Here is a 21786-nt window from a genome sequence, read left to right as displayed (position 1 = left end):
GTAACCCCGCCGATGTCCGCAGTCCTCAAGGCACCCCTGACCGTCGAGTTCCCCTTCACCCGATCCCTCGGGCCCGTGCAGAGCGCCTTCCTCACCGGGCTGCGCGAACGCGTGATCCTCGGCGTGCGCACCGGCGACGGACGGACCCTCGTCCCACCCGTCGAGTACGACCCCGTCACCGCCGAGGAGATCCGCGACCTCGTCGAGGTCGCCCCCACCGGCACCGTCACCACCTGGGCCTGGAACCACGCCCCCCGCCGTGGACAGCCTCTGACCACCCCCTTCGCCTGGGTCCTCGTACGGCTCGACGGCGCCGACACCGCGCTCCTGCACGCCCTCGACGCCCCCGGCCCCGACGCCGTGCACACCGGGATGCGCGTCCGGGTCCGGTGGGCCGGGGAACGCAGCGGGGCCATCACCGACATCGCCTGCTTCGAGCCGTACGACGGAGAGCGCGCCGAACCGGGCGGCCACAGCGGTGAGTTCGCCGACGCGGTGACCGGGATCGTCGCCCCGGCCCGCCTCGACTACACCTACTCGCCCGGCCGCGCCACCACCGGATACCTGCACGCCCTCGCCGGGCGCCGCATGGTCGGCGAGCGCTGCCCGTCCTGCCGCAAGGTGTACGTGCCACCGCGGGGCGCCTGCCCCACCTGCGGCGTGGCCACGGCCGAACAGGTCGAGGTCGGCCCCGGCGGCACCGTCACCACGTTCTGCATCGTCAACATCAAGGCGAAGAACCTCGACATCGAAGTCCCCTACGTCTACGCCCACATCGCCCTCGACGGCGCCGACCTCGCCCTGCACGGCCGGATCGCCGGCATCCCCTACGACCAGGTGCGGATGGGGCTGCGCGTCGAACCCGTGTGGACGGAAGGAGGCCGCTACCCCGACCACTACCGGCCCACCGGCGAGCCGGACGCCGCGTACGACACGTACAAGGAGCTGCTGTGAACCGGGAGATCGCCGTCGTCGCCTTCGCCCAGACCGACCACCGCCGCACCAGCGACGAGTCCTCCGAGGTGGAGATGCTCATGCCGGTCCTGCACGAGGTACTGGCACGGACCGGGCTGAAGACCGCCGACATCGGCTTCACCTGCTCCGGGTCCAGCGACTACCTCGCCGGCCGGGCCTTCTCCTTCACCCTCGCACTCGACGGCGTCGGCGCCTGGCCCCCGATCTCCGAGTCGCACGTGGAGATGGACGGCGCCTGGGCCCTGTACGAGGCATGGGTGAAACTCCAGACGGGCGACGCCGACACCGCCCTCGTCTACTCCTACGGCAAGTCCTCACCCGGCTCCGTGCGTGACGTACTGACCCGCCAGCTCGACCCGTACTACGTGGCCCCCCTGTGGCCCGACTCCGTCGCCCTCGCCGCCCTCCAGGCGCAGGCGCTCATCGACGCCGGCCGCACCGACGAGCCGGCCCTCGCGGCGGTCGGCGCCCGCAGCCGCGCCGACGCCGCGACCAACCCGCACGCCCAGCTCAGGGGTTCGGTGCCGCAGGGCGAGTACCTCGTACGGCCGCTGCGCACCGGCGACTGCCCGCCCATCGGCGACGGGGCCGCGGCCGTGATCCTCGCGGCGGGGGAGCGGGCCCGGGACCTGTGCGAGCGGCCCGCGTGGATCCGGGGCATCGACCACCGCATCGAGGCCCACGGCATCGGCGTCCGCGACCTCACCGACTCGCCCTCCACCCGCCTCGCCGCCGAACGCGCCGGGGCCTTCGAACGCCCCGTGGACACCGCCGAGTTGCACGCCCCGTTCAGCTCCCAGGAGGTCGTCCTGCGCGAGGCGCTGCGACTCGACGACGACGGCGTGCGCGTCAACCCGTCGGGAGGCGCCCTCGCCGCGAACCCGGTGATGGCCGCCGGGCTGATCCGCATCGGCGAGGCCGCCGCCCGCATCCACCGCGGCGAGTCGGACCGCGCCCTCGCCCACGCCACCTCCGGGCCCTGTCTGCAACAGAACCTGGTCGCCGTACTCGAAGGGGATCCCCGATGAGCAAGGAGCCCGTGGCCGTCATAGGCGTCGGCCAGACCAAGCACGTCGCGGCCCGGCGGGACGTGTCGATCGCCGGACTCGTCCGCGAGGCCGCCCGACGCGCCCTCGACGACGCCGAGTTGACGTGGGCCGACATCGACGCCGTCGTCATCGGCAAGGCGCCCGACTTCTTCGAGGGCGTCATGATGCCCGAGCTGTACCTGGCCGACGCACTCGGCGCGGTCGGCAAACCCATGATGCGGGTCCACACGGCGGGCTCCGTCGGCGGATCGACCGCGCTGGTCGCCGCGAGCCTGGTCGCCGCCCGCATCCATGGCACCGTCCTCACGCTGGCGTTCGAGAAGCAGTCCGAGTCCAACGCCATGTGGGGCCTGTCCCTGCCGATCCCCTTCCAGCAGCCGCTGCTGGCCGGCGCCGGCGGCTTCTTCGCCCCGCACGTCCGCGCGTACATGCGACGCAGCGGCGCCCCCGACACCGTCGGCTCCCTCGTCGCGTACAAGAACCGCCGCAACGCCCTGAAGAACCCGTACGCACACCTCCACGAGCACGACATCACGCTGGAGAAGGTCCAGGCGTCACCCATGCTGTGGGACCCCATCCGCTACTCGGAGACCTGCCCGTCCTCCGACGGGGCCTGCGCGATGGTCCTCACCGACCGCGCCGGGGCCGCCCGCGCGCCCCGGCCGGCCGCGTGGATGCACGGCGGGGCGATGCGCAGCGAGCCGACCCTGTTCGCCGGCAAGGACTGCGTGTCACCGCGCGCAGGGCGCGACTGCGCCGCCGACGTGTACCGGCAGGCGGGCATCGCCGATCCCCGCCGGGACATCGACGCGGTGGAGATGTACGTGCCGTTCTCCTGGTACGAGCCGATGTGGCTGGAGAACCTCGGCTTCGCCGCCGAGGGGGAGGGCTGGAAGCTCACCGAGTCGGGCGTCACCGAACTGGACGGAGACCTCCCCGTCGACATGTCCGGCGGGGTGCTGTCCACCAACCCCATCGGAGCCTCCGGGATGATCCGCTTCGCCGAGGCGGCGCTCCAGGTACGGGGCCTCGCCGGGGAGCACCAGGTCGACGGCGCCCGCCGGGTCCTCGGGCACGCCTACGGCGGTGGTTCGCAGTTCTTCGCGATGTGGCTGGTCGGCGCCGAGCCGCCCACCTCCTGAACCTCCCTCCTCACGTGGCCTGTCCGCGGCGGGGACCGATCGCTAGTCTGGCGGGCGGACGACGAACCGGGAGGAGCACGGACGTGGCCGAGAGCACCATGGAGCAGCAGCGATCGCTCGACGGCTGGCGCAAGCCGGCGGAGCTCGACCTGAGCAACGCGGACTGGCGGTCCAGCAGCCGAGGGCGGGGAGACGTCCAGATCGCCTTCGTCGAGGGCTTCATCGCCATGCGCAACAGCCGCCGCCCCGAGAGCCCTTCACTGATCTTCACCCCCGCGGAGTGGGGTGCCTTCGTGTCGGGCGCGAGGGAGGGCGAGTTCGACCTGACCTAGAACCGCCCCCGCGAAGGCCGTCGGTGGGCGCCCGAGCCGCTCACCGACCTGCCCGCCCGCGCCCCTCGGCGGCCGGGGCGGTCGTGGCCCGAGCTGGTCACAGGCCGCCGGAGACGTTCCGCACGCGGACCCGGCCGGTCCCCACGTGGTGTGTGGTGTAGCGCGGCACGCGGGTCGGCGCCGCGTACGCGAGATGCACCAGCCGGGACTGCTCCTGACGCATGTGCATGAGCGATTCCAGGATGTACCCGACGAGCAGGACGAGCGCCGCGATCGTCATGACCGCCGCGGCGAGGATCGCCGTGGGGATGCGAGGGACCGTGCCCGTGCGGATGTAGTCGGCGATGACGGGGATGCCGAGGACGACCGAGACGAGAGCCAGGAGCCCCGCGACCGCGGTGTGGACGAGCGAGGGCCGCTCCCGCCGCGCCAGATCGAGGATGACCCGCAGGATGTGCCAGCCGTCCCGGAACGTGCGCAGTTTGCTCTCGCTCCCGGCGGGCCTGACCCGGTAGTCCACCTCCAGCTCCGCCGTGGGAAGCCGGAGATGGAGCGCATGGATGGTCATCTCGGTCTCGGTCTCGAACTGGCGGGCCAGCGCCGGGAAGGACTTCACGAAGCGCCGTGAGAAGACCCGGTACCCGCTCAGCATGTCCGTCACGTCGTTGCCGAACAGGGACCCGACGACGCCCGTGAGCAGTTTGTTGCCGAACGCGTGTCCCGCCCGGTAGGCGGCGCTTACCGTCTCCCGGCGTGCCCCGACCACCTGGTCGTACGGCCCCTCGAAGAGCAGGTCCACCAGGTCCCGCGCCCGGGAGGCGTCATAGGTGTCGTCGCCGTCGATGATGAGCAGGGCGTCCGCGTCGACATCGGCGAAGGCGCGCCGGATGACATTGCCCTTCCCCTTGCGCCGTTCCTCCCGGACGATCGCGCCCGCCTCCCGGGCGACCTCCACGGTCCGGTCGGTCGAGGCGTTGTCGTACACATAGATGTCCGCCTCCGGGAGCGCGGCCCTCAGGTCGCGCACCACCTTGCCGACGGCCGCCTCCTCGTTGTGACACGGCACGACACACGCGATCGTCGGTGGCACGTCCACTCCCTGTCCGCATCGGCGACACATGAGGTGGAAATCATGCGATATGGGCGCGTCCGGGGGGCGGGGGCGCGCCGTGTCGTTACTCTCGCGGGGTGTCGGTCCTCGCGTCTGTGGCGCTGCGTGCGCGTGACGCCGTCAGGGGTGTCTGGCGCGAGGTCACCAAGTTCGGGGTGGTCGGAGCGCTGGCCTTCGTCGTGGACAACGGCGGCTACAACCTGCTGGTGTTCGGGCTTCCCGGCGGCTCCGAGGGCGGGGTGATGCGGGAGCTGCCCGTCCAGGCGTCCGTCCTCGCGACGGGCGCCGCCGCGCTCCTCAGCTGGGCGGGGAACCGTTACTGGACCTACCGCCACCGGCATCGGGAGAAGCTGACCCAGGAGTTGGTCCTCTTCCTGCTGGCGAACCTCGTCGGCGTAGCCATCACGGCGGGAACGGTGTACGCGTCACGACATCTGCTCGGCCTGGGCTCGGTGCTCAGCGACAACGTCGCACGCGTCTTCGGCTGGGTCCTCGCCACCCTGTTCCGCTTCTTCGCCTACCGGCGCTACGTCTTCGTCGCGCCCTGATCCGTGCGGTCCGGTCGCCGCTGTTAGCATCCGCCGCATGGGACGAAATGTGTGGTTTCAGGGTGAAAAGCTCTGGGGCTGGGGGCTGGCCGCTGTCGCCGTCGCGTGCTGTCTGGGCACGACCGTCGTGTTCGCCCCGGGGTACATGAGTCCCGACAGCATCGAGCAGCTCCGACAGGCGATGGGCAGGACACCGCTCACCGACTGGCACCCGCCCGTGCTGAGTCTGGTGTGGCGTGCGCTCATCGCCGTCACCGGCACGCCCTCCTCCATGGCCGTCCTCCAGTCCGTCGTCCTCTGGGGCGCGCTGTGGGTGGTCGCCCGGTGCGTCTGGGACCTGACCGCGAGCCGTGCCGGTTCGCTCGCCGTCCTCGGTATCGGGCTGACTCCTCCCGTACTGACGTTCGTCGGCGTGGTGTGGAAGGACGTCCACGCGGCCGCCGCCCTGCTCGCCGCGTGCGCGGTGGCGTTCGTGGGACTGCGACTGCGGGAGCGCGACGTGCCCCCTGCCGTGCGCTGGGGCCTGTTCGGGTTGGGCGTTCTCTTCCTCGCCTACGCCATGCTCGTCCGCAAGAACGTGTTCGTCGCGGCGATCCCCCTGTTCGTCCTGCTGGTTCTCGCGCTGTGGCCCGCACCAGGCCGCCGTACCTGGGCGCTGTGTGCGGCGGCGCTCGTGGCCGCGCTCGTCGTGCCCGCCGTCGCGATCTCCCGGATCGCGCATCCCGTGCAGACACGGCAGGGCGCGCAGATCATGCTCGACGACCTGGTCCACGTCCTGACCGTGGAGGAGCTGCGGTCGGCGGACGTCCCGCCGGACCTCCGCAACCGCCTGGTGACGGCCGCCGAGCAGTGCCGCAGCGTCGGCGCCCTCTCGGACGCCTACTGGGCCTGCTACGAACGCAGGCCGGACGGGATGGCCAGGGACGCGGACGGCATCACCTCCCTGTGGCTGAGCGAGATGGGCTCCCACGCCCCCGGCTATCTCCAGTACCGGATGCGGCTCTTCGCCGGCCTGCTCTTCGAGACCGGCTACCCGTACCAGGCAGGGGTCTTCCCCAACGAGCTCGGCATCGAGGTCGCCCACCCCCGGCTGGAGGCCGGTCTCGGCGCGTACATCGGGGGCCTGGGCGCGGATCTCCGGCCGCTGTTCCGGGGCTGGTTCTGGCTCGCCGTCGCCCTCTTCCTCACCGTCCGCCCCGGCAGGGGGCGGTTCTCCCTGCCCGTCCGGGCGCTGGGCGTCAGCTCGATGGTCTACGTGCTCGGGTACCTGCCCATCATGCCGGCGACGAACTACCGCTACGTCTACTGGTCGGCGCTGGCCTGCACACTCGGTCTCCTGCTGCGCTGGCTGGACCGCCGCCCCGCCACCTCGGCCCCCTCCGCCCCGGACGCCGCACGCACCGGCTCCGCCGTGACGCCGACCGGTGCCGTGACGGCGCATCACCCGGCGGCCCCCGAGGAGCAGCGCCAGCCGCGGTGACATCGCCGAGCGGCGCGCACCCCCTACGCGGGAGGGAGTGGAAGGAAGCGGAACGCCGACTCGATCTAATGGATGCCGACTCACCTATCATTAACGTCATGGAGTACTCGATCAGCGCGGACGCGCGGCTAGCCCTCGACCTCGCCCTCACCGTGCGCCACGACGGCGACGGCGGGGTGGCCGACGACCTGGCCGAGCCCGCCGGGCTCGCCGGCTGGGTCCGCGCCCACGCCGATCTCCTGCCGGGCGCCGCCGGCCTCACCGCCGACGAGACCGCCCTCGCCGCCGTACGCGATCTCCGGGGGGCCGTCCGCGCCCTGTTCGCCCGTGCCGTCAGCCCCGCCGAGCCCAGCCCGGCCGACGCCGCCCGGCTGCTGTCCCTCCCCGAAGCCCTGGAGCACGTCAACCGGGCCGCGGCCCAGTCCCCGACCGTCCCGGTGCTGACCTGGTCCCCGAGCGGCGACCCCGTCCTGCGCCAGGAGCCCGCGACCGGGGGCGACCCGCTCACCGCGGCCCTCGCCCGAGCCGCCATCGCCTTCCTCGCGAGCCCCGAACGGCGGCGGCTGCGGGCCTGCCACGCACCCCGCTGTGTGCGCTACTTCCTGAAGGAGCACCCCCGCCAGGAGTGGTGCAAACCGGCCTGCGGCAACCGGGCCCGGGTGGCCCGCCACCACGAACGCCACAAGGCGTCCACCGGCCGGTGACGAGCAGCTTCCCCTCCGGCCCTGGAATGGCCTCGCCCACCCGGCACCGACCACCTTCGGACACGTACCATGGCGGCATGTCCTTCCTCCGCCGCCGCAGTGCCACCCCTGCCGGGCCCGAATTCGACGTACTGGCCATGGACCCGGGCGACTGGCCGGGCAATCTCGGCGCGGGCCTGCTGCCCGCACCCGACGGAAGTTGCCAGGGCGTCTTCCTGCGCTACGACCTGTACGGCGGCCGCGGCCCCGCGATGATCATCGGCAACCTCCCGGAGGGCTCCCCCGCCCGCGAGGTCGCCGACGGCGAGATCCCCTTCGAGGTGGCCCAGCTGCTGCTGGCGCTGGAGAACGAGGAGGACATCACCGTCGTCGGCACCGAGGACATGCCGGTGATGCAGGGCGACAACCTCCTGATCGTCCGCCGCCTCAAGCTCTCCGAGTCCCGGATCTCCTGCGTCCAGTTCGACCGCAGCGACAACGTCCTGGTGACCATCGCCGCCTGGGACCGTCCGATCACGGACGATCTGTACGCGCTGCTGAAGCCACTCCCCGCAGAGCTGTTCCAGCAGGGCTGACCCCGGCCGGGCCCCACAGACCCGCGGACGCGCCGTCCGCGGGAGGGGGGGCGGGCCGTAGGCCCGCCCCTCCAGGAGCGCGGGGAACTGCGCGAGCAATCACACACCACCCGCACCCGCCGACGAACACGCACCCCGAGCTACGAGGCGCCCCTCAGATCAACGGCAGCACCCGCACATCCGCCGCCCGCACGAACGCCACCCGGTGTCCGAACTGGATCTCGTAGTAGACGTCGTCACCCCTCACCACCCTGTGTCCGGACGTGTCGAAGGAGACGGCGTAGTAGTACTCGCCCTTCAGCCGGTCACCGACCACGTAGCGCTGCCCCTTGAGGAGCTTGTACGGCAGCGGCGACACCGCCTGGGCCGGGACGTCCGTCGGATACGCCTCCTGCTCCGGGTAGGCCCTGCCGTACACGGGGATCTCCGCGAGATCCTTCCGGGGCGTCACGACCAGACCGGCCGCGCCGACCGCCGTGCGCTGTGCCGCCGGGTTGTGGAACCACGCCTTCTGCCCGAGGTACCAGATCGCCGTCCACGCGCCGCGCCGCTCGGCGACCGCGTACTGCTGGCCGGTGGAGACCCGTGAACCGAGGTCGTTCACATCGGTCGTGGAGGGGCTCCCGTCCGGCCGCAGACCGATGTCCTTGATGAGCGGCGAGGACGTGTCGGGCTCGCTGTACAGGCGTACGGCGCTGGAGCCGTGCACCGGGCACGGCTGTCCGCCGCTCACACAGCCGGTGAACTCGGGCCGGTTGTCCGCGTAGTCGGGGAGGATGGTGACGAGACGGCTGTTCTGGCCGGCGGTCGGGCCGAAGGGCCTGCCGAGCAGCTCGAAGTAGTGCCGCCAGTCCCAGTACGGGCCGGGGTCGGTATGCATGCCCGGGACGTTCGCCGTCGTCGGGCCGGGCACGGTGTCATGGCCGAGGATGTGCTGGCGGTCCAGCGGGACGCGGTATTTGGCGGCCAGGTACTTCACCAGCCGTGCCGACGTCCGGTACATCGCCTCCGTGTACCAGGCGTCCGGCGAGGCGAGGAAGCCCTCGTGCTCCAGACCGATCGACTTGGCGTTGACGTACCAGTTGCCGGCGTGCCAGGCCACGTCCTTGTTCTTCACATGCTGGGCGATGTGCCCGTCCGTGGAGCGCAGCGAGTAGTGCCAGGACACATACGTCGGGTCCTGGACCAGCTTCAACGTGGTGTCCCAGGTGCCCTCGGTGTCATGGACGACGATGTACCGGATGCTCTGGGACGCCGGGCGGTCGGCCAGATCGTGGTTGCCGTAGTCCTTGTCACCGAACTCCTCGTACGGCGCCGGGATCCACTCGCACGACACCGTCCTCGGGCACTCCGTGCCGTCCGCCGCGGCGGCGCGCAGCCCGACCCGCGACAACTGCCCCTTGTCGGGGGCGAGTCGGGGCTCGGCGGGGAGTGTCACCCGCTGACCGGCGTCGGTGAGCCGGTGGACGCCGTCCCGGATCACCGCGAAGACCTCGTTCGCGTACGCCGCCGCCGTGGCCCGGTCGTCGGCTCCGGAGAACCGCGCCACCGCCCCGTACCAGTCGGCCGGGTCGGCGCTCGGCTCGCGGCCCAGCTCCCGTTGCGCGGCGGCGAGCAGTGCCGCGCCGCCGGCCACATTGGTTTCGGCGTCGGTGCGCAGGGTCTCGGCCGGCAGTCCCGTCAGTTCGGCCGCCCGCGGCAAGGTCCGCAGCCGGGGCGGGAGTTCGGCGTTCTCGGGCAGGTGCGCCTCGGGTCGCAGCGGTGGACGGGAGCCGTCACCGCGCGGGTCCTCGGCGCCCTCGCTGTGGTGCGGGGCCTCGGCCAGCGCCGTACGCGCGTCCGTGAGGTGCATGGGGCCGTAGCCGCCGGTGACGCTGGGGGAACCGCCGTGCGCGTCCCAGCGGGACTGGAGATACGACACACCCAGCAGCACACTGCGGGGCACCTGGTACTCGGCGGCCGCGGCCGCGAAGGCGCCCTGCAGCCGGGCCGAGGACGACTGGCTTTCGGGCGGGGCCGCGCCCAGCAGCGGCAGCATCAGCACCGCCGGGGCGGCGGTGACCGCCGTACCGCGAAGACGTCTGCGACGGGTGGTGGGCCTGCGGTCGATGGGGGATCCTCGCAAGGCGGCCTCCTGGAACGGTGGGGCGTGGGGGGGGCGTGCGGGGCCGATCGTGCACCAGTGCTATCGGGTCGGCCGACGATCCGTCAATCATGCCCGCCCGGAGGCCCGGTCACCGGCCATGACGGCCCGTGGCGCGTGGAACGGCGGACAGCACTCTCCCCCCGGGCCTCCGCCTCCTTCCGACCTCGCTCGCCGCCCTCCTGCGCGTCACCCGCTCCGGAGGATCCGGAAGCGCTCGGGCTCCGTAGGATCCCGATCGACGACCTGCACCGGCGGCCAGGCCCACTGCCAGACACCGACGCCCGGGCTTCGGGAGAACCGGATCTGCCCCCGGGTCCCCTCGACCACCACACGCGGCCAGGAGGCGGCGATCCGTGCCCGGTCCGTGCCCTCGGAGCGCAGTACGTCGGTGAGGACGGCGATCGTGTCGTAGCCCTCGAAGGCGACGAACGAGGGGGCCTCGCCCAGCCGCTCGCGCAGGGCCGCCTCGACACGTGTGCCGAGGGCACCTGGACGCTCGGACAGATAGCGCAGGAACGGGACCCCCGCACCGTCGCCGCCCAGCAGAGCCGCCCACGAGGGGAGCTCCGGTTGCCCGGCCGGGGCACCGACCAGGACGTCGGCGAGCCGCGGGTCGCGGCGGACGGCCCTGACGATCGGCACGACCGGCTCCGGGTGGCCGGTGAGCAGCAGCAGGGCCGTCGCTCGCAGGCGGACGAGTTCGTCGCACACGGCCGTGGGGTCGAGCAGACCCATGTCGAGTACGGCGACGGAGCCGCCGTGCGGGGCGAGGTGGTCGCGCAGGATGCGGGTCCCGGCCGCCCAGTAGACGCTCGACTGGGCCGCCACGGCGACCCGCCGGTGGCCCGCGTCGAGGAGGTGCTCGGCGTAGATCCGCCAGCCGTGGGACTGGGCCGGGCACAGGCGCGCCACCCGATCCGTCGGCTGGTCGGTGAGCACGTCGAGGACCGCCGACGAGCACAGGAACGGCAGACCGAGGGCGTCCGCCCGCGCGGCGGCGGAGCGCGCGACGACGCTGTGGTACTCCCCGGCCAGGGCGGCGACACCCAGCCGAGCCAGCTCGTCCACGACCGCCGCGGCCCTCCGCGGGTCGGCCGCGGTGTCCCGGACCAGCAGTTCCAGGGGTCTTCCGCCTATTCCACCGCCGTCGTTGACCTCGTCGGCGGCGAGTTCGAGGCCGGCCAGCAAGTGCCGCCCTGCCTCCACCCAGCCGGGTGGGCTCAGCGGGACGAGTACACCGATCCGGACGGCCGAGGGGCCCCTCTCACTCCGCCCCGGCGAGCGCATGTGCGTGATCATGACGCACATTGCATCCATGACCGCCGCCGAGGGGCAAGCGACAAGTCATGCGGGTGGCCAGCCGGCCCCGGCCACACCAGAGCACGGGTACGGGGCACGGGGCCAGTGGCTGCGGTGCAGTGCGGCCTCCTAGTGCCGCGGGGCCTTCTTCTCTTTCTTCCGCACGGCGTCGACCTGGGTCTGTTCGCTGTGGTCGGTCAGGGCCGAGACCACATCGCTGACCGCTGGTGCGGCGAGCACTCCGCAGAGGAGGAAGCCGCATGCGGTGACGGCCGTGCGCTTACTGATGACAGCCTGCATAGAGATCACCTGCCAGGACTGCTCTGGTACAGCCCCTCCGTCCACGATCCGCCCCGGCCGCGACAGGAGTCAAGCCCCGCCTGCCTGCCTATCTGCCCGTGGCACGGCGGTGGTTGAGCGCGACAACTACTCGGGGGCTGACATGACGAAGGCCCGCGGTGCGCCGGTGTGCGGGGCGCGCCGCGAGCCTTCGTTTCCCCTCAGCGAGTGCCGACCGCCGCCCGTACGGCCTTGCGGGCCAGTTGGCAGTCGTCGTGCAGCCGCCTGAGCAGCAGCCGCTGTTCCTCGCCGGACGGCGCAGCAGCCGGGTGGGCCGGGCCCGGTGCCGCCGGGGTCGCGTCGTGCATCGAACGCTGCACGGCCGTCTCGTAGGTACGGATCTCACGGGTCAGTACGAGCATCAGATTCACCAGGAACGCGTCCCGCGAGGCAGGGCCCGCGGACTGCGCCAGCTGACTGATCTGACGCCGCGCCACGGGGGCGTCCCCGAGCACCGCCCACAGCGTCGCCAGGTCGTAGCCCGGCAGATACCACCCCGCGTGTTCCCAGTCCACCAGCACTGGACCGGCCGGTGAGAGCAGGATGTTCGACAGCAGGGCGTCGCCGTGGCAGAACTGGCCCATGCCCTGACGGCCCGCCGCGTGCGCGATGCCGTGCAGGAGCTTCTGCAGATCGCCCATGTCCCGGTCGGTGAGCAGACCCAGCTCATGGAATCGGGAGATCCGCTCCGCGTAGTCCAGCGGGGCGTCGAACGTGCCCGCCGGTGGCCGCCACGCGTTCAGCCGACAGATCGCGCCGAGCGCCGCCCGGATGTCGGCACGCGGCGGCGCCTCCACCGGATGCCGCTGTAGCGCGGCCACCCGGCCCGGCATCCGCTCGACGACCAGGGTGCAGTTGTCCGGGTCCGCCGCGATCAGCCTCGGCGCCCGCACCGGGGGGCGGTGCCGGACGAACGAGCGGTATGCGGCTATTTCGTGGCGGAGCCGCTCCTCCCAGATGGAGGAGTGGTCCAGTAAGCACTTGGCGACGGCCGTGCTGCGCCCGGTCGTGCCGACGAGCAGCACCGAGCGGCCGCTGCGGCGCAGCACCTGGACCGGAGCGAACTCCGGACAGATGCGATGCACCGAGGCGATCGCCGTGCGCAGCTGCGCGCCCTGGGGGCCGGACAAGTCGAGTCTCCCGCTGAGCGGTTGGTGGCCGAGCCCCGGAACACGCCGGGCCCGGCCGGCACCGAGCCCGGGGGCCGCGGAACGGGTGGGGTCGAGATAGGGGCCGCCACCGCCCGGCTGGCGGGGTGCGAGCGGCCGGGGCGGAGCGGACACGGAGGACGATGCTGCGTACATGGGCGAATACAGATCCCTTCGTGTGCCTGCGATGTCACGCGCCACCCGCCCCGGCCGACCGGGGGCACCCTGGGGAGTGCCTGTCGGGCGACCGGGCCGGGGTGGCGCTTTCCTACCTGACACCGCACGGCCCGTGGCACACCATCTAGCGCACCCTGGCGAAGCCTGGCGAATAGTCCCCCAGCAACTGACAGCGGGCTACATTCAACTCAGCCGAGAACCTGGGGGCTTGACGTGAGCGGACAACCCAACACCCGACTCGCAGACCTGTTCGGCCTGGCCGGCTGGTCGAAGGGCGAGCTCGCGAGGCTGGTCAACCGGCAGGCGGCGGCCATGGGCCATCCGCAGCTGGCGACCGACACCTCACGGGTGCGGCGGTGGATCGACATGGGAGAGATCCCGCGCGATCCCGTGCCGCGGGTGCTGGCGGCGCTGTTCACCGAGCGTCTCGGCCGTGTCGTGACCATCGAGGACCTCGGTCTGGTCCGGCACGGGCGTACGGGGAAACGGCAGGGCGGCGGGAATGCGGAGCATCCCGACGGTATGCCGTGGGCGCCCGAACGGACTGCCGCGGTCCTCACCGAATTCACGGGAATGGACCTCATGCTCAACCGACGCGGCTTGGTGGGTGCGGGCGTCGCGCTCACCGCGGGATCAGCACTCAGCAGCGCCATGCACGACTGGCTGCACACCGACCCGACGCTCAAGGCCGACGCTCCCGACCTCGACAACCCCCTGCACGCCGACCCCGCCGGGTTCGACCGCTATGAGGCCGCCCCCATCGGATCGCAGGAGATCGAGGAACTGGAGCGCTCCGTCGAGGTGTTCCGGGCCTGGGACGCGGCCCGTGGCGGCGGGCTGCAACGCAAGGCTGTCGTGGGACAGCTCAACGAGGTGGGAGGCATGCTCTCCTACCGCCACCCCGAACACCTCCAGCGGCGCCTGTGGGGCGTCGCCGCCAACCTCGCCGTCCTCGCGGGCTGGATGTCGCACGACGTCGGCCTCGAACCCACCGCCCAGAAGTACTTCATCATCGCCGCCCACGCCGCCCGGGAGGGCGGTGACCGGCCCCGCGCCGGCGAGGCCCTCTCCCGGGCGGCCCGGCAACTGGTGCACCTCGGCAAACCCGACGAGGCGCTCGACCTCATGAAACTCGCCCAGTCCGGCTCCGGCGAGCGGGTGCTGCCCCGGACCAAGGCCATGTTCCACACCATCGAGGCGTGGGCGCAGGCGTCCATGGGCAAGGGCCAGGCCATGCGCCGCACCCTGGGGCAGGCGGAAGACCTCTTCGTCTCCGACAAGGGCGACACAGCGCCGCCGAGTTGGATGCAGACCTTCAAGGACGAGGACCTGTACGGCATGCAGGCCCTCGCCTACCGCACCCTCGCCGAGTTCGAGCCCGGCGCGGCCGCGCACGCCCAGCACTACGCGGAGAAGGCCCTGGCCCTGCGCAACGACGGCCGGGAACGGTCGAAGATCTTCGACCATCTCTCCATGGCGTCCGCCTGCTTCATCGCGGACGACCCCGAGCAGGCGAACCGGTACGCCAGGCTGGCCCTGATGTCGATGGGGTCGAACTCGTCGGGACGTACGTGGGACCGGCTGCGCCAGATGTACCGGCTCACCGGTCAGTACTCCAGCTATCCCAAGATCCAGGACCTTCGGGAGGAGATCAAACTCGCCCTGCCGAAGCCGCAGTCGAGGAACAGGGGCGACATCGCACCGGCGTGACCGCCGGCGGGGCGACCTGACGTCAGGCGAGGACCCTGGCGACGAGCACGCACGCGTCGTCCTCGCGCTCGCCCTCGCCGAACTCCTCCACCACGGCCCGTACGCCGTCCCGGGCCGTCCGCGCCTCGGCGAACCGCGGGGCCAGGTCCAGTAGCCGCTGGACGGCTGCGGTGCCCCCGGGCACCAGCCCATCGGTGTGCAGGAGCAGGAGATCACCCGGTCGGAGTGTCACCTCGGCCTGCCCGTAGACGGCGCCCGAGGTCGCTCCGAGCAGGATGCCGTCCGGCGCCGGCAGCACGCGCCCCGTCCCGTCGCGGAACAGCAGCGGGGCGGGGTGCCCCGCCTGCGCCCACACCAGGCTGCGGGTCGCCGGCCGGTAGCGGCAGCACACGGCGCTGCCGAGGGCGGGTTGCCCGGTCGCGTCGAGTAACTGGTTGAGGCAGGCCATCAGCTGCCCCGGTTCGGTGCCGGCCATGGCCATCCCGCGCACCGCGCCGATCAGCGTCGCCATGCCCGAGGTGACGGCCACTCCCTGCCCCGTGAGATCGCCGACGCTCAACAGGCTTTCACCGCCCGGCAGTTCGAGCGCGTCGTACCAGTCCCCGCCGATCAGTGCGGTCGTCGAGCAGGGCAGATAGCGGGCCGCCACGTCCAGGGTCTCGGGGCCCCGGTGCGGGAGCCGCAGGGCGCCACGCCACGGCGGCAGCACGGCCTCCTGGAGCTCGACCGCGATCCGGTGCTCGGCCCGAGCGATGTGCCGTCGGCGTTCGAACGAGTCACGGGTGTCGCTCACCGCCCGCTCACTGCGCCGAAGTTCGCTGACGTCCCGGAGCACCGCCCACATGGAGGCGGTGCTGCCGTCGTCGTCGAGTACGGGCTCGCCCATCATGTGCACGGTGCGTACCGCCCCGTCGGGGAGTACGATCCGGAACTCGCCGTCGATGCGCCGGGCGTCGATCAGACAGTCCGTCACCATCGCCGTCAGCTGCGGCCGGTCCTCCTCCAGCACCAGCGACGGCAGCTCGTCGAGCGTGAGCGCCGGAGCCGACGGATCGCGCCCGAGGATCTCGTACAGCTCCCCGGACCAGCTCGCCTCGTCCGTGAGGAGGTTCCACTCGGCACTGCCGACCCGGCTGAGCAGCGACTCGCGCGGGCGCGCCGCGACCGGTTCGGCGGGAGCGCCGGCCTCGTCCGCGTCGGCCGCCGGGACGTCGGGACCGTCCCGCAGCTGGGCCAAGTGTTCGTCCAGATCGTTCAGTTGATGAAGGGCCAGGTCGTACAGGGCGCGCTGCCACCGGCCCTCGGCGTCCGTCCCGTCGGCGGCGGTGCCACGCCGTACCGCGTCCATGTCGCCGCGCAGCCGGCGCGTCTGCGAGATGAGCGCGTCGACCGTGCCGCGCCGGGGCGGCTGCGCGGCGGGGCGATCCGCAGAGAGATGGGACGGCATCACGTACTCCGAGGGGGGACGGTACGACCAACGCTGACGGATGGGCCGGTTACGACTGTTGCACAGCCCGCGACGCGCTGTAAGGGATTTGGCAAGACACGATACGGTGGTGCTTCCGGCATATGCCGCTGTCCTCGCGGACCGGGTCCGCCAGGGCATCTCGCCACGTGCCCCGAGGGAGCAAGTCGTAGGCAGCGTACGCGACTTGATGGGTTGTCGGCTCTGCTCCGAGCCGCTTTCAAGCCCGTGTTCGAAGGTCGTTTGTGCGAGCCGCTTTGATCCTGTGCGGCGGTGTCGGTACATCCGAGAAGAACCGGCGTCCGCCGGGGGAACGAGGGACTCGGGTACGGGGGAAACGGGTGACTTGGGTCACAGCGGTGAATCCAGGAAAGCGTGGCGCGCGAATGCCCTTCGCGAGGCCGATGAGGCATGTCGGCGCAGGGCCGACCCGGATCCGAAACGGAGAGCGCGCATGACCGTCACACTGGAACAGCCCGCACGAGTCCTCCTGGTCACGGCCGAGGACCGCGAGCTGCCGGTGCCCACCACGCTGCGCTACACCTCCGACGACCCGCTGGCCGTGCATCTCGACTTCCCCGCGGACATCTCGCTCAGCGGGTCCATGGTGACCTGGACGTTCGCCCGAGAGCTGCTCGACGAGGGGCTGCGGGGGCCCGCCGGAACCGGGGACGTGCACATCTGGCCCTGCGGGCGCACCCGCACGGTCGTGGAGCTGCACTCGCCGCACGGCATGGCCCTGCTCCGGTTCGACACCGCCGCCCTCCGGCGCTTCCTGGTGCGCACCTTCGCCGTCGTCGGCTCCGGCAGCGAGCCGGTCGGGCGGGCCGTCGACCGGGGCCTCACGGCCCTCTTCGACGGTGTCTGACCGACGGCGTGCACGGGACGGCGGGTTCAGTAGCGCAGGACGCCCGCGATGCCGCGCGCGTCGCCGAGGGTGCCGTCGGGCACGAACCGCACCTCGGCCCCGGTGTCGAGGCACCGTTCGACGATCTCGTCCACGATGTCCTCGCGGGCGTCCAGCTCACCGCTCTCCGCCGGGACGAGGTGGACCCCGCCGTCGGCGCGGACGGTCGCCCGGTAGTTCTCCTCCACGGCCAGGAGCTGGACGCGCCCCTGCTCCGCGTTCTGCCGGACCTCGTCGACGCCGGCCGCGAACGCCTTGCTGCCGCGGGCCGCCTCCAGCCGCCGGGCGACCGTGTCGACGTTCCTGCGGTTCTCGGCCTCGATCATCGGGCCGATCGCCTGCCACACCGCCTCCGGGGTGCCGTGCGCCAGACCGCCGTGCGGAATGTGGGTGGCGTCCTTGGTGACGGTGCCGATCTCGTCCAGGAGGGACAGCGCCGCCGTCTCGCCCGTCACGTACAGGGGCCGCGGATGTGTGCGCAGCACGCGGCCCATCGCGCTGTCGGCGTCCCGCAGGAAGTGCCGGGTGTCCTCGTCCCGGAAGGCGCTCGGCATGTCGCCGATCCGCTGCTGCCGCTCCGCGTCGAAGTTGTCGCGGTCCCGGGTGAGGGGGAACCCGCCGGAGCGCGCGGGCGTGACCCGGCCGCCGCCGCCGTTCCACAGCGCGACCCGGTCGGAGGAGACCGACAGCACCCAGAAGGGGCGCTCGGCGGCCTGCGCGGCCACCAGGTTCCGGGTCAGGAAGGTCTCCGCGAGCACCACGCGCTCCGGTACCGGCCGGGCCAGTGACCACACCTGGTGCTCGCCCGGCGCCGCGAAGATCGCCAGACCGTCCTCGGCGTGCGTCAGGTCGACCTCCGCCAGCGCGCGGTCCAACTGCTCGACGACGTCGTTGCGCCGCTCACGGCTGACCGCGGGATCGTGGTCCAGCTGCTTCTTCGCCTCGGCGAGCACATTGCGGAGCCGCACCGGATCCTGGGCGTTCTCCGGTTCCCGCCGATGCGTCGGCGTCAGCACCGACACGGCGGGGTAGGGCCGCGGACGGCGCAGCTCGGTGAGGGTCGCGGGGCTGAGGACATGCTCCATGACTTCACGATAGGACTGATTCGCGTATCGGGCATTTGGGGTATCCGGGTCACCCGACACGGTGGGCCGGAGCCCGGACCGGGGCGGGGGCGAGGGGGCGGGCGGGCCTGCGGCGAGCACGGGTCGGGCCCGCCGTCGCGCACCGGTGAGGGTGCGCGCCCGACGGGCCCGACTCGGTCGTTCAGCGGTGGCGGGTGCCCGCCGTGCGCGTCAGCCGACTTCCTTCTTCAGCGACTTGTCCGCGGCGGCCTGGGACGTCTTCCACCAGGTCGTCACCGGGTCGTAGACCTTCACCTTCTTGGTCGCGCCCAGCTGCTTCAGCGTGAACAGACGGCCGCCGAGGTTCGGGTTGGCCGACACGCCGATCGTGTCGACGCGGCGCGCCTCGGGGTCCTTGAGGTCGGCGATCGTACGGACCGTCGCGTACGCCGTCTTCCCGGCGCCCAGCTTGTACGGCCCGCTCTCGCCCGACGGCACCGGCTGGGCCGACCCGTCCAGGTCGCCGAACGTGACCACGGGCAGGCGGTCGATCGTGCAGGTACGGGTGCCGGTGTTCTTGACGGTGATGTGCACGATCCTCGTGTCCTTCGCCTGCTTGGCGCCGATCTTGAGGACCTTCGCCTTGCAGACGGGAACCTTGGCGGCCGGCTGGGCGGCCAGACCCTGCGGCGCGGCCGCGAGGAGCAGCGCGGCGCCGGCGGTCGCCACGGTCGAGACGGTGAGGACGGAACGGATACGCATCGGTGTATTCCCCCAGGTTCGGTCACATACGAGTGCGGGTCGCGTGAAATGCGACGCACACCCAGTGTGACGGGCGAGGTGCGGGCAGGGTTGTAGCCGATCCGCCCGTGTTACACGCCTGATGCTCAATCGTCGGCTCCGCATGAACTTCCGTCGTCGGGCAGCGAGCCGTACAAGAGGAACTCGTCGACCGTCTCGCGCACGCACTTCGACGAGGCGTACCCCGTGTGCCCCTTCCCCTTGTTGTCGAGGACGACCGCCGAGGAGCCGAGGCGCTTCGCCGTCTCCACGGTCCAGCGGTACGGCGTCGCGGGGTCGCCCCGGGTGCCCACCAGCAGCATCCTCGGGGTGTCCACGTTCCGCACCTCCTCGCGGATGAAGTCGGTGCCCTTCGGGCGGCCGTAGCACATCAGCACCTGCGTGAGGCGGTACTTGCCGAACACCGGGGAGGCGTCCTCGTACGCGGCGCGCAGGTCCGCGATCTCCTCCGTGATCCGGCCGGCGGTGGGCCGGTCGGGGTCGTCGGCGCAGTTGATCGCCATCAGCGCGGCGGGGACGTTGTCGAGCGGCACGTCCTCCTCGTCGACGAGTCCGCCGCTCGGACTCGGGGTCGCGGACCGGGGAGGCTTACTCATGCCGCCACCCGCGAGCGCCACGACGCCCCGGGTGTCGCCGTCGTGGACGAGCATGTTGAGGGCCTGCGTCAGCGCGGGCCACATCTGCTCGCTGTACAGGGCCTGGCTGATGGCGCCCACCAGGTCCTGCCCGGAGAACTCCGGCCCGAAGTCCGTCGGTACGGGGTACTCGTCCAGCGACTCGACGAGGTCGACGACCTGTTCCCTGGCCGACCGGGCGTCCTGCCCGAACGGGCAGGTCAGTTGCTCCGCGCACGCGTCGAGATAGTCCTCCAGCGCGGTCTGCTGGCCCTGGGCGCCGACGAGGCCCTGCTCGGCCAGCGGCTCGGTGAGGGTGTCGACGCCGTCGAGCACCATGCGGCCCACCTTCTTCGGGAACTGCGCCGCGTACACCGCGCCGAGCCGGGTGCCGTAGGAGAAGCCGAGGTAGTTGAGCTTCTTGTCGCCGAGGGCGGCGCGCATCACGTCCAGGTCGCGGGAGGCGTTGATCGTGCCGATGTGCGGCAGCACCGGACCGGAATGCCTGCCGCAGGCCGCGGCGGCCTTCTTCAACTGCTGGAGCGCGACCTCGGGGTCGCTCGCGTCGTTGCCGTCGTCCGTCGCCTCCACGGCTTCCTCGGTGCCCTCGCCGCAGCTCACGGGGGAGGAGCGGCCGACGCCGCGCGGATCGAAGGAGACGACGTCGTACCCCTTGGTGAGGGCCATGAACTCCGCGCCGCCATAGGCCAGTTCGGGGACACCCGGGCCGCCGGGGCCACCGAAGTTCAGCAGCAGGCTGCCCCGTGAGTCGCCCGTCGCCCGGTAGCGGGCCAACGCCAGGTCGAGCGTCCCCTTCGCGGGCCGCGCGTAGTCGAGGGGCACGGTGACCTTGCCGCAGCGCAGTTCCTTGGGCATCTCCACGCCCGTGCATCTGCGCCACTTGATCTTCTGGTCGTAGAAGCGGGACAGGTCGGGCTGCTTGTCGTCCTGCTCGTCGGCGCCCGCCGCCGCGGCCGGCAGCCCGGCGCCCAGCAGGGCCAGCACCATGACCGCGGCTCCGCTGAACGGACGCCGTCTGCGCGTGGACCGCATGCGTGCCTCCAGGGGCACCCGGCCAGGGGCGGCCGGGGACGACCCCCGGATCACGATAGGCGGGCACCCGCGCCCACGCCTCCCGGCGGGCGGCCCGCCCGGACCTGCCGTAACCTGCGCCGCGACACCCGCCGGAACCGGCCGGACGTCACTCACCCGTCCGCGTGAATCCGGCCTCCGCGAAGCCCGAGGGACGACCGATCTCGTCCGTATCCCGCGTCGCGGCGGCCCCCGGATTCGACCAGGATGCTGCGGGCGTGCGGCCGACCACCGCACGCGCGACCCCATGGAACGGAGCGCACAGATGACCACTTCGGGGGCTCAGGACCTCGTCGTCAGCCGGGCCACGCTCGACGACTGGGCGGTGGTGGCCGCATGGGCGGGGGAGGAGGGTTGGAACCCGGGGCTCTCGGACGCCCCCTGCTTCTTCGCCCAGGACCCGGACGGTTTCTTCATCGGCAGGATCGACGGGGAGCCGGTGTCGTCCGTCTCCGTCGTCACCTACGGCGCCGACTACGCTTTCCTCGGCTTCTACCTCGTCCGCCTCGACCGGCGTGGCCGCGGCTACGGCCTCACCACCTGGAAGACCGCCCTCGCCCACGCAGAGGGCCGCACCATCGGGCTCGACGGGGTGGTCGCGCAGCAGGACAACTACCGGCAGTCCGGTTTCGAGTTCGCCTACCGCACCTTCCGCTACACGGGCACAGCCCCCGGGGCGGAGGTGCCCGCCGACGTCCGCCCCGTCGAGGACCCGCGGACCGTCGCCGCGTACGACAGCGCCTGCTGCGCCGCCGACCGCCCCCGCTTCCTGGAGCGGTGGCTGACCACCGAGGGGCACCGGGCCCTGGCCCGGGTCGTCGACGGACGGCTCACCGGCTACGGCGTCATCCGGCCCGGCCGGGACGCGCTGCGCGTCGGCCCCCTGTTCGCGGACACCGCCGCGGACGCGCGGGCGCTCCTCGCGGGCCTGGCCGCCGAGGCCGCGGGCCGGGTGTTCGCCGTCGACATCCCCGAGGAGAACACGGCGGCGGTCGCCCTGGCCGAGGAGTACGGACTGACGCCGTCCTTCGAGACGGCCCGTATGTACACGGGCCCGATCCGGCCGTACGCCCGCGACCGTGTCTTCGGGGTCACGACCCTGGAGCTC

At 72.2% G+C, this 21786-nt stretch carries 20 protein-coding genes; 11 read left to right on the top strand and 9 right to left on the bottom strand.

Features of this window, described 5'->3' with window-relative positions:
* Nucleotides 1-12 precede the first annotated feature (12 nt).
* The 4 genes from SMA5143A_RS16675 (at nucleotide 13) to SMA5143A_RS16660 (ending at nucleotide 3498) form a co-directional block, all read left to right on the top strand.
* Complete coding sequence (locus tag SMA5143A_RS16675; protein ID WP_107463706.1) at nucleotides 13-954, top strand: Zn-ribbon domain-containing OB-fold protein; 942 nt, start codon at nucleotides 13-15, stop codon at nucleotides 952-954.
* Nucleotides 951-2003, top strand: a complete 1053-nt coding sequence (locus tag SMA5143A_RS16670) for a thiolase domain-containing protein (protein WP_107463705.1) — start codon at nucleotides 951-953, stop codon at nucleotides 2001-2003. The genes SMA5143A_RS16675 and SMA5143A_RS16670 overlap by 4 nt, the downstream gene beginning before the upstream one ends.
* Nucleotides 2000-3166: a thiolase domain-containing protein gene (locus SMA5143A_RS16665; protein ID WP_107463704.1), complete on the top strand. Its 1167-nt coding sequence runs from the start codon at nucleotides 2000-2002 to the stop codon at nucleotides 3164-3166. Before SMA5143A_RS16670 ends, SMA5143A_RS16665 begins: the two co-directional genes overlap by 4 nt.
* A gap of 83 nt (nucleotides 3167-3249) precedes the next feature.
* Nucleotides 3250-3498, top strand: a complete 249-nt coding sequence (locus SMA5143A_RS16660) for a DUF397 domain-containing protein (protein WP_055512994.1) — start codon at nucleotides 3250-3252, stop codon at nucleotides 3496-3498.
* 97 nt (nucleotides 3499-3595) lie between these two features.
* On the opposite strand, the gene SMA5143A_RS16655 is transcribed toward SMA5143A_RS16660, so the two are convergent.
* Nucleotides 3596-4594: a glycosyltransferase family 2 protein gene (locus SMA5143A_RS16655; RefSeq protein WP_107463703.1), complete on the bottom strand. Its 999-nt coding sequence runs from the start codon at nucleotides 4592-4594 to the stop codon at nucleotides 3596-3598.
* A gap of 92 nt (nucleotides 4595-4686) precedes the next feature.
* Here SMA5143A_RS16655 and SMA5143A_RS16650 point away from each other — a divergent pair, with 92 nt between their 5' ends.
* The 4 genes from SMA5143A_RS16650 to SMA5143A_RS16635 all read left to right on the top strand — a co-directional run bounded on the left by SMA5143A_RS16650 (nucleotide 4687) and on the right by SMA5143A_RS16635 (nucleotide 7916).
* Nucleotides 4687-5157 carry a GtrA family protein gene (locus tag SMA5143A_RS16650; RefSeq protein ID WP_107463702.1) on the top strand — a complete coding sequence of 157 codons (471 nt, stop codon included), beginning with the start codon at nucleotides 4687-4689 and terminating at the stop codon, nucleotides 5155-5157.
* A gap of 37 nt (nucleotides 5158-5194) precedes the next feature.
* The gene (locus SMA5143A_RS16645; RefSeq protein WP_107463701.1) at nucleotides 5195-6637 is read left to right on the top strand and encodes a hypothetical protein; all 1443 of its coding nucleotides are present in this window, start codon (nucleotides 5195-5197) and stop codon (nucleotides 6635-6637) included.
* Between the two features lie 98 nt (nucleotides 6638-6735).
* Nucleotides 6736-7341, top strand: coding sequence for a CGNR zinc finger domain-containing protein (locus SMA5143A_RS16640; RefSeq protein ID WP_107463700.1), 606 nt, complete (start codon nucleotides 6736-6738; stop codon nucleotides 7339-7341).
* 77 nt (nucleotides 7342-7418) lie between these two features.
* Complete coding sequence (locus SMA5143A_RS16635) at nucleotides 7419-7916, top strand: hypothetical protein (protein ID WP_055513004.1); 498 nt, start codon at nucleotides 7419-7421, stop codon at nucleotides 7914-7916.
* 154 nt (nucleotides 7917-8070) lie between these two features.
* On the opposite strand, the gene SMA5143A_RS16630 is transcribed toward SMA5143A_RS16635, so the two are convergent.
* From SMA5143A_RS16630 to SMA5143A_RS16620, 4 genes are all read right to left on the bottom strand, one after another.
* Nucleotides 8071-10041: an N-acetylmuramoyl-L-alanine amidase gene (locus tag SMA5143A_RS16630; RefSeq protein ID WP_107463699.1), complete on the bottom strand. Its 1971-nt coding sequence runs from the start codon at nucleotides 10039-10041 to the stop codon at nucleotides 8071-8073.
* A 207-nt stretch (nucleotides 10042-10248) separates the two neighbouring features.
* Nucleotides 10249-11361, bottom strand: coding sequence for an ABC transporter substrate-binding protein (locus SMA5143A_RS16625; protein ID WP_375136498.1), 1113 nt, complete (start codon nucleotides 11359-11361; stop codon nucleotides 10249-10251).
* A 129-nt stretch (nucleotides 11362-11490) separates the two neighbouring features.
* Nucleotides 11491-11661, bottom strand: a complete 171-nt coding sequence (locus SMA5143A_RS43030; protein WP_181361888.1) for a hypothetical protein — start codon at nucleotides 11659-11661, stop codon at nucleotides 11491-11493.
* 200 nt (nucleotides 11662-11861) lie between these two features.
* Nucleotides 11862-13004 carry an aminoglycoside phosphotransferase family protein gene (locus SMA5143A_RS16620; protein WP_107463697.1) on the bottom strand — a complete coding sequence of 381 codons (1143 nt, stop codon included), beginning with the start codon at nucleotides 13002-13004 and terminating at the stop codon, nucleotides 11862-11864.
* Nucleotides 13005-13238: 234 nt separating this feature from the next.
* Here SMA5143A_RS16620 and SMA5143A_RS16615 point away from each other — a divergent pair, with 234 nt between their 5' ends.
* Entirely contained in the window at nucleotides 13239-14735 is a 1497-nt protein-coding gene (locus SMA5143A_RS16615) for a DNA-binding protein NsdB (protein ID WP_107463696.1), read from the top strand.
* Nucleotides 14736-14757: 22 nt separating this feature from the next.
* Here SMA5143A_RS16615 and SMA5143A_RS16610 read toward each other — a convergent pair whose 3' ends face one another.
* Entirely contained in the window at nucleotides 14758-16182 is a 1425-nt protein-coding gene (locus SMA5143A_RS16610; protein ID WP_107463695.1) for a PP2C family protein-serine/threonine phosphatase, read from the bottom strand.
* Nucleotides 16183-16654: 472 nt separating this feature from the next.
* On the opposite strand from SMA5143A_RS16610, the gene SMA5143A_RS16605 reads away from it, so the two are divergent.
* Nucleotides 16655-17068 carry an SsgA family sporulation/cell division regulator gene (locus SMA5143A_RS16605; protein WP_055711411.1) on the top strand — a complete coding sequence of 138 codons (414 nt, stop codon included), beginning with the start codon at nucleotides 16655-16657 and terminating at the stop codon, nucleotides 17066-17068.
* Nucleotides 17069-17094: 26 nt separating this feature from the next.
* On the opposite strand, the gene SMA5143A_RS16600 is transcribed toward SMA5143A_RS16605, so the two are convergent.
* From SMA5143A_RS16600 to SMA5143A_RS16590, 3 genes are all read right to left on the bottom strand, one after another.
* Complete coding sequence (locus SMA5143A_RS16600) at nucleotides 17095-18192, bottom strand: baeRF3 domain-containing protein (RefSeq protein ID WP_107463694.1); 1098 nt, start codon at nucleotides 18190-18192, stop codon at nucleotides 17095-17097.
* 210 nt (nucleotides 18193-18402) lie between these two features.
* Complete coding sequence (locus SMA5143A_RS16595) at nucleotides 18403-18933, bottom strand: DUF4232 domain-containing protein (protein ID WP_107463693.1); 531 nt, start codon at nucleotides 18931-18933, stop codon at nucleotides 18403-18405.
* A 125-nt stretch (nucleotides 18934-19058) separates the two neighbouring features.
* Nucleotides 19059-20639 (bottom strand): alpha/beta hydrolase, encoded by a 1581-nt coding sequence (locus tag SMA5143A_RS16590; protein WP_107463692.1) that lies wholly within the window; start codon nucleotides 20637-20639, stop codon nucleotides 19059-19061.
* A 304-nt stretch (nucleotides 20640-20943) separates the two neighbouring features.
* Here SMA5143A_RS16590 and SMA5143A_RS16585 point away from each other — a divergent pair.
* On the top strand, nucleotides 20944-21786 hold an 843-nt coding region (locus SMA5143A_RS16585), incomplete at its 3' end, for a GNAT family N-acetyltransferase (RefSeq protein ID WP_107463691.1).

Origin of the sequence: Streptomyces sp. MA5143a (genome assembly GCF_900290235.1) — a bacterium.
Lineage (GTDB): Bacteria > Actinomycetota > Actinomycetes > Streptomycetales > Streptomycetaceae > Streptomyces.
This window is presented reverse-complemented; position numbering and strand designations above follow the sequence as displayed.

Coding starts and splice junctions, on each gene's coding strand:
- SMA5143A_RS16600 (WP_107463694.1), bottom strand. CDS start 18,192: ATGGAGCATGTCCTCAGCCCCGCGACCCTCACCGAGCTGCGCCGTCCG.
- SMA5143A_RS16610 (WP_107463695.1), bottom strand. CDS start 16,182: ATGCCGTCCCATCTCTCTGCGGATCGCCCCGCCGCGCAGCCGCCCCGG.
- SMA5143A_RS16605 (WP_055711411.1), top strand. CDS start 16,655: ATGACCGTCACACTGGAACAGCCCGCACGAGTCCTCCTGGTCACGGCC.
- SMA5143A_RS16590 (WP_107463692.1), bottom strand. CDS start 20,639: ATGCGGTCCACGCGCAGACGGCGTCCGTTCAGCGGAGCCGCGGTCATG.
- SMA5143A_RS16640 (WP_107463700.1), top strand. CDS start 6,736: ATGGAGTACTCGATCAGCGCGGACGCGCGGCTAGCCCTCGACCTCGCC.
- SMA5143A_RS16625 (WP_375136498.1), bottom strand. CDS start 11,361: ATGATCACGCACATGCGCTCGCCGGGGCGGAGTGAGAGGGGCCCCTCG.
- SMA5143A_RS16645 (WP_107463701.1), top strand. CDS start 5,195: ATGGGACGAAATGTGTGGTTTCAGGGTGAAAAGCTCTGGGGCTGGGGG.
- SMA5143A_RS16595 (WP_107463693.1), bottom strand. CDS start 18,933: ATGCGTATCCGTTCCGTCCTCACCGTCTCGACCGTGGCGACCGCCGGC.
- SMA5143A_RS43030 (WP_181361888.1), bottom strand. CDS start 11,661: ATGCAGGCTGTCATCAGTAAGCGCACGGCCGTCACCGCATGCGGCTTC.
- SMA5143A_RS16665 (WP_107463704.1), top strand. CDS start 2,000: ATGAGCAAGGAGCCCGTGGCCGTCATAGGCGTCGGCCAGACCAAGCAC.
- SMA5143A_RS16635 (WP_055513004.1), top strand. CDS start 7,419: ATGTCCTTCCTCCGCCGCCGCAGTGCCACCCCTGCCGGGCCCGAATTC.
- SMA5143A_RS16675 (WP_107463706.1), top strand. CDS start 13: ATGTCCGCAGTCCTCAAGGCACCCCTGACCGTCGAGTTCCCCTTCACC.
- SMA5143A_RS16620 (WP_107463697.1), bottom strand. CDS start 13,004: ATGTACGCAGCATCGTCCTCCGTGTCCGCTCCGCCCCGGCCGCTCGCA.